We start from the raw sequence: 5,326 nt of genomic DNA on the forward strand, positions 1-5,326 counted from the left end.
GCCCCGCCGCGACATTCTTGACAAAGAGCCCAAGTTTCAAGGGGCGGGCGTCAGCCGGCTGGACACCGTGGTGTACCGGCTGGGCGTGCAAGACGCCTGATCCGCGGGCGGGCGGCGGCGCGGCGCGCCTACAGGCTTACAGGCTCAGGTCATCAGCCAGCCGCCCGCCACATCCAGCACCTGGCCGGTCACGAACCGAGCCTGGTCGGACGCAAAAAACAGGCAGGCGTCGGCCACTTCCTCGGGGGTGCCCAGCCGCCGCAGCGCCGTTACCCGCGCCACCGCATCGTTGATTTCCTGCGGCACGCTTTTCAGCAGCGGCGTGCTGATGCGCCCCGGGGCCAGCCCGTTCACCGTCACGTTGAATTCGCCCAGCTCGGCAGCCCAATGCCGGGTCAGCCCAAGCAGCCCCGCCTTGGTGGCCGCGTAATGCGCCGCCACGATGTCGCAATACGCCTTGCCCGCCACCGATGACATATTGATCACGCGGCCCTGGCGCTGCTGGACCATGTGCGGTGTGGCCAGGCGCGTCATGTAGAACACGCTGTTCAGGTTGACCGACACCACCTTGTCCCATTCGCCGGGCGGCATTTCCCAGACCTTCAATGCGCGGCCGTCCGTCTTGGGCGAAATGCCCACGTTGTTCACCAGGATGGTTGCCGCGCCCAGCTCGGTGGTGATGCGGTCGTAGGCAGCTTGGCATTGATCGAAATGAGCCACGTCGGCGGGTACGAACGCGACGTCGTGGCCGCGTTTTTGCAGGACCTTTTCGTAGGCCTGTCCAGCCCGGGCATTGAAATCGATCAGCCCGACGCGGCCGCCTTCAGCCAGAAAGCCTTCAACGATGGCCGATCCGATGCCGCCCACCGCGCCCGTCACGATGGCGACCTGGCCATCAAAGCGTCCGCTCATGCTTGCACCTTCAGCATGATCTTGCCGATATGCCGGCTGCTTTCCATCAAGGCATGCGCGCGGTGCGCGTCGGCCAGCGGGAAGACCTCGTGGATCAGCGGCAGGCATTGGCCCTGTTCCATCAAGGGCATGACCTTTTCCGCCAAGGACCGGGCAATGGCGCCCTTGTCCTCGTCCGAACGCGGGCGCAGCGTCGACCCGGTGAATTGCAGGCGCTTGGTCATGATGGGCAACGCGTCGATCTCGGCCTTGCTGCCTTCCAGGAAAGCGATCTGCACCAGCCGGCCGTTCACCGCCAACAGCCGGATGTTCTTGTTGATGTACGACCCGCCCACCATGTCCAGGATGACGTCCACGCCCGTGCCCTGGGTGGCGTCGCGCACGGCGGTTTCGAAGTCGGTGTCGCGGTACAGCAGCGCATGATGCGCGCCGGCCTTCACGCAGGCGTCCGCCTTGGCCCGGTTGCCCACGGTGGTCCAGACCTGCGCGCCGAATGCGCGGGCCAGCTGGATGGCCGTCAGCCCGATGCCGCTGGAGCCGCCATGCACCAGGAATTTTTCGCCGGACGACAGGCGGGCGCGGTCAAACACATTGGTCCAGACCGTGAAGTAGTTTTCGGGAATGGCGGCGGCGGTCAGCATGTCCAGCCCGCGCGGCACGGGCAGGCAGTGGCGCTCGTCGGCCAGGCAATACTGGGCATAGCCACCGCCGGGCGTCAACGCGCAGACGGCGTCGCCCACCTTCCACGCGGTGACGTCAGGGCCGACGCCGATAATCGTGCCGGACACTTCCAGCCCCAGGTAGGGGGATGCACCGGGTGGCGGCGGGTACGAGCCCGAACGTTGCAGCACGTCGGGGCGGTTGACGCCGGCGTAGGCCACTTCGATCAGCACCTGGCGGCCCGTGGGCGCTTCCATGTCGCGTTGGGCGACCTGCATGCAATCAGGCGCGCCGCCCTTGCCATGGTCGATGAATGTGCAGCGTAGGGACATAGGGGAATCCTGAGGTTCAGTGGCCCAGATAGGCCTTTTTGACGAGGGGGTCGCTAAGCAGTTCGGCGCCTGTGCCGGTGCGCACGATGGCGCCGTTTTCCAGCACGTAGCCCCGGTCGGCAAGCCGCAGCGTGCGAAACACGTTTTGCTCCACCAGCAGCACCGTCACGCCATGCGAAGTCACGTTGCGGATGATGTCGAACATCTGCTGCACCAGCAGCGGTGACAAGCCCAGCGATGGCTCGTCGAACACCAGCAGCTTGGGGTCCGCCATCATGCCGCGCGCAATCGCCACCATCTGCTGTTCACCACCCGACAGCGACCCGGCGTATTGCGACAAGCGTTCTTTGACGCGCGGGAAAATGCGCAGCACCTCGTCCAGCTTGCGGGCCACGATGGGGCGCGCCGCGCGCTTGTAGGAACCCATCAGCAGGTTGTCCTTCACCGTGAAGTGCGGGAACAGCTGGCGGCCTTCGGGAATCATCGTGATGCCGGCATCCACGATGTCGTAGGGGTTGCGGTTGGTCAGGTCCCGCCCTTCGAACTCGACCTTGCCCTGCATGGCCGGAATAACGCCGCACAGCGTCTTCAGCGTGGTGGTCTTGCCCGCGCCGTTGGCGCCGATCAGGGTCACGATTTCGCCCGCGTTCACTTCGAAGTTCAGGCCGTTGAGCACCTGGCTCTTGCCATAGCCCGACGACAGATTCGACACCTTAAGCATCCTGGTACTCCTTGCCCAAATACGCCTCGATGACGGCGGGGTTCTCGACCACGTCCTTCGGCGCGCCGCTGACCAGCACGGCGCCTTCGTTCAGGACGATGATGCGGTCGGACAGCGCCATCGTGGCTTGCATCATGTGTTCGATCAGCAGCACCGACACGCCCGAATCGCGGATGCGCCGGATCATCTGGATCGACTTCTCGATGTCGGTCGGGTTCAGGCCCGCCATCACCTCGTCCAGCAGCAGGATGCGCGGCTTGATCGCCAGCGCGCGGGCGATTTCCAGCCGCTTCATGCCGCCCACCGTCAGGCTGCGCGCCTCGGTGTTCAGGTACTTGACCAGGTCCGTCTGTTCCGCCACCTTCAGCGCGATCTGTTCGGCTTCGTCACGGTTGGACGTGCGTATGAACGCGCCCAGCATGATGTTCTCCAGCACCGTCAGGCCGGTGAACGGCTTGGCGATCTGGAAGGTCCGGCCCAGGCCCTTGTGCGCGAACTCGTCCGGCGTCTTGCAGGTGACCCAGTTGCCGTCGGCGTCCAGCATCGAAATATCGCCCTTGTCCGGCGACAGAAAGCCCGACAGCAGATTGAACACCGTGGTCTTGCCCGCGCCGTTCGGCCCGATCATGCCCAGGATTTCGTTCTGGTTCAGCGTCAGCGATACGTCGTTGGTGGCGCGCAGCCCGCCAAAGCTCTTGAACAGCTTGTCCGCCTTCAACACCGGCTGGTCAGTGCGGGTCGCGGCGCGCAAACGCAGTTCGTCAGCCAGTTGCGGCTTCTTGCGCGGCGTGCCCAGATACGGCAAGCGCGCCAGTCCACGTTCAATAGCGGGGCCGAATGCGCCCGCCAGCCCGCGCGGAATGGTCAGCACCACGGCCACCAGGATCAGGCCGTAGATCAGCCCGTGCATGCCGTTGCCCACGCTGGACAACCAGCCGCGCGCGAGTTCGGCGATGGGCAGCACCAGGAACGTGCCGGCGATGGGGCCGGCCACCGTGCCCAGCCCGCCGATCAAGGCGAACATGGCCACCTGGATCGACAGCTCCAGCGAGAACGCGGAACTGGGGTCCACGAACGTCAGGTACGTGATGTGGAACGTGCCGATGATGCTGGTCAGCATGGCCGAGACGACGGCCGCGATGATCTTGACCCGCACGGTGTGAATGCCCACGGCCAGCGCGGCGTCCTCGCGTTCTCGGATCGCGATCAGGTAGTGGCCGATGCGCGATTTGCGTATCGCCCACGACACCCACGTCACGAACAGGAACAGGCCGAACGCGATGATCACGTAGTTCATCTTTTCGCGGAACACGATCCACGCCCAGCCGATATTGAGCGGCAGGCTGATGCCGCTGGAACCGCCCGTCCAGCTTTCCTCGTGGATGACCAGCAGCCGCACCACTTCCAGGATGGCGATGGTGGCCAGCGCGAAGAAGGGACCGCGCAGGCGCAACGTGGGATAGCTGATCAGGATGGCGACGGCGGCCGAGATGGCCGCGCCCGCCAGCATGCCGATCCACGGCGATATGCCGAAGTTCTGCGTCAGCAGCGTGGCGGTGTAGCCGCCGATGCCGTAGAACACGGCATGGCCCAGCGACAGTTGGCCGGCATAGCCGCCGACGATATTCCACGCCACGGACAGCGAGGCGAAGACGAACAGCAAGACAAAAAGGTTGGTCCAGAAAGGCGTGCCCATGACGGCGGGCACGAGGAACATCACGATCAGCAAAATCAGGCTGACGTAGGCTTTGGGGCTTCGAAAGTCGGGAAACACGTCTCGCTCCTTGTGGCTCTGATCACTCTGTGCCGACGCCGAACAGGCCGTTCGGTCGCAGGACAAGGATCAAGAGGAAGATCCCGAAATACACGACCTCTTTCAGGTCGGGGGCGATGTAGTAACCGGCCAGCGTATCCACGATGCCGATGATCATGGACCCGGCCACGGCGCCATACAGGCTGCCTAGCCCGCCCAGCACCACGATCACGAAAGCGGTCAGCACGAAGTACGTGCCCACCGTCGGAAACACCGGATACTGCGGCGCCAGCAGGCCGGCCGCGATGCCGACGAACGCGGTGCCCAGGCCGAACGCAATGGCATAGACGTTGTTCACGTTCACGCCCATCAGCGTGGCGGCATAGCGATGCTGGGCCACGGCGCGCAGGGCGCGGCCAAGGTAAGTGCGGTGCATGAACAGGTGCAGCAACACGGCCAGACTGATGCCGATCACGAAGGTGATCAACTGTCCGGTCACCATCGAGAAGTTGCCTACGTCGATGGCGTTCGTGCCCAGTTCCACCGGCGCGCGATACACGTTGGCGCCGAAGATCACCAGCGCCAGGTTCAGCAAGATGGTGGACACGCCCACCGTGGCGAAAATCTGAATGTGCTGGTCGGCGTTGAGCAGCGGCTGGATGATGCCTTTTTGCGTCAGTGCACCCAGCGCGAACAGAATCACCGCAACGGGAACCAGCCCCACATACGGGTGGACGCCGAATTGCGCGGCAATCAGATAAACCAGATACATGCCGATCATCAGGAACTCGCCATGCGCGAAGTTCACGACGCGCACCACGCCGAAGATCAGTGTCAGCCCCAGGCTGATGATGGTGTACGCGCCGCCCAGCAACAGGCCGTTGATGACCAGTTGAATGAAGATATCCATGGTGCAACCTCTTAGAGCGGGATGCGGCCCCGGGGGGG

General features: G+C 64.3%; 5 protein-coding genes and 1 pseudogene. 1 reads left to right on the top strand and 5 read right to left on the bottom strand.

The genetic code is table 11. From position 1 onward, the window contains the following. Nucleotides 1-100, top strand: a pseudogene (locus tag ACNPP0_RS10710) (thiopurine S-methyltransferase); the annotation flags it as partial. 44 nt (nucleotides 101-144) lie between these two features. Here the strand turns inward: ACNPP0_RS10710 and ACNPP0_RS10715 are convergent. The 5 genes from ACNPP0_RS10715 to ACNPP0_RS10735 are packed head-to-tail and all read right to left on the bottom strand — an operon-like array spanning nucleotide 145 to nucleotide 5,288. Further along, a complete protein-coding gene (locus tag ACNPP0_RS10715; protein ID WP_448705846.1) occupies nucleotides 145-912 on the bottom strand; it encodes an SDR family oxidoreductase in 768 nt (255 codons plus the stop codon). Continuing rightward, a complete protein-coding gene (locus tag ACNPP0_RS10720; RefSeq protein ID WP_448705847.1) occupies nucleotides 909-1,904 on the bottom strand; it encodes an NAD(P)H-quinone oxidoreductase in 996 nt (331 codons plus the stop codon). The genes ACNPP0_RS10715 and ACNPP0_RS10720 overlap by 4 nt, the downstream gene beginning before the upstream one ends. A gap of 16 nt (nucleotides 1,905-1,920) precedes the next feature. Then, a complete protein-coding gene (locus ACNPP0_RS10725; protein WP_448705848.1) occupies nucleotides 1,921-2,625 on the bottom strand; it encodes an ABC transporter ATP-binding protein in 705 nt (234 codons plus the stop codon). Further along, entirely contained in the window at nucleotides 2,618-4,399 is a 1,782-nt protein-coding gene (locus ACNPP0_RS10730) for a branched-chain amino acid ABC transporter ATP-binding protein/permease (protein ID WP_448705849.1), read from the bottom strand. Before ACNPP0_RS10730 ends, ACNPP0_RS10725 begins: the two co-directional genes overlap by 8 nt. 22 nt (nucleotides 4,400-4,421) lie before the next feature. Continuing rightward, entirely contained in the window at nucleotides 4,422-5,288 is an 867-nt protein-coding gene (locus ACNPP0_RS10735) for a branched-chain amino acid ABC transporter permease (RefSeq protein ID WP_046806196.1), read from the bottom strand. Between the last annotated feature and the right edge of the window lie 38 nt (nucleotides 5,289-5,326).

The organism is Achromobacter semiaridum (assembly GCF_053543755.1).

What these genes read in the sequence shown, in the direction of transcription:
- ACNPP0_RS10715 (WP_448705846.1), bottom strand. Translation starts at nt 912, where the DNA reads ATGAGCGGACGCTTTGATGGCCAGGTCGCCATCGTGACGGGCGCGGTG.
- ACNPP0_RS10720 (WP_448705847.1), bottom strand. Translation starts at nt 1,904, where the DNA reads ATGTCCCTACGCTGCACATTCATCGACCATGGCAAGGGCGGCGCGCCT.
- ACNPP0_RS10725 (WP_448705848.1), bottom strand. Translation starts at nt 2,625, where the DNA reads ATGCTTAAGGTGTCGAATCTGTCGTCGGGCTATGGCAAGAGCCAGGTG.
- ACNPP0_RS10735 (WP_046806196.1), bottom strand. Translation starts at nt 5,288, where the DNA reads ATGGATATCTTCATTCAACTGGTCATCAACGGCCTGTTGCTGGGCGGC.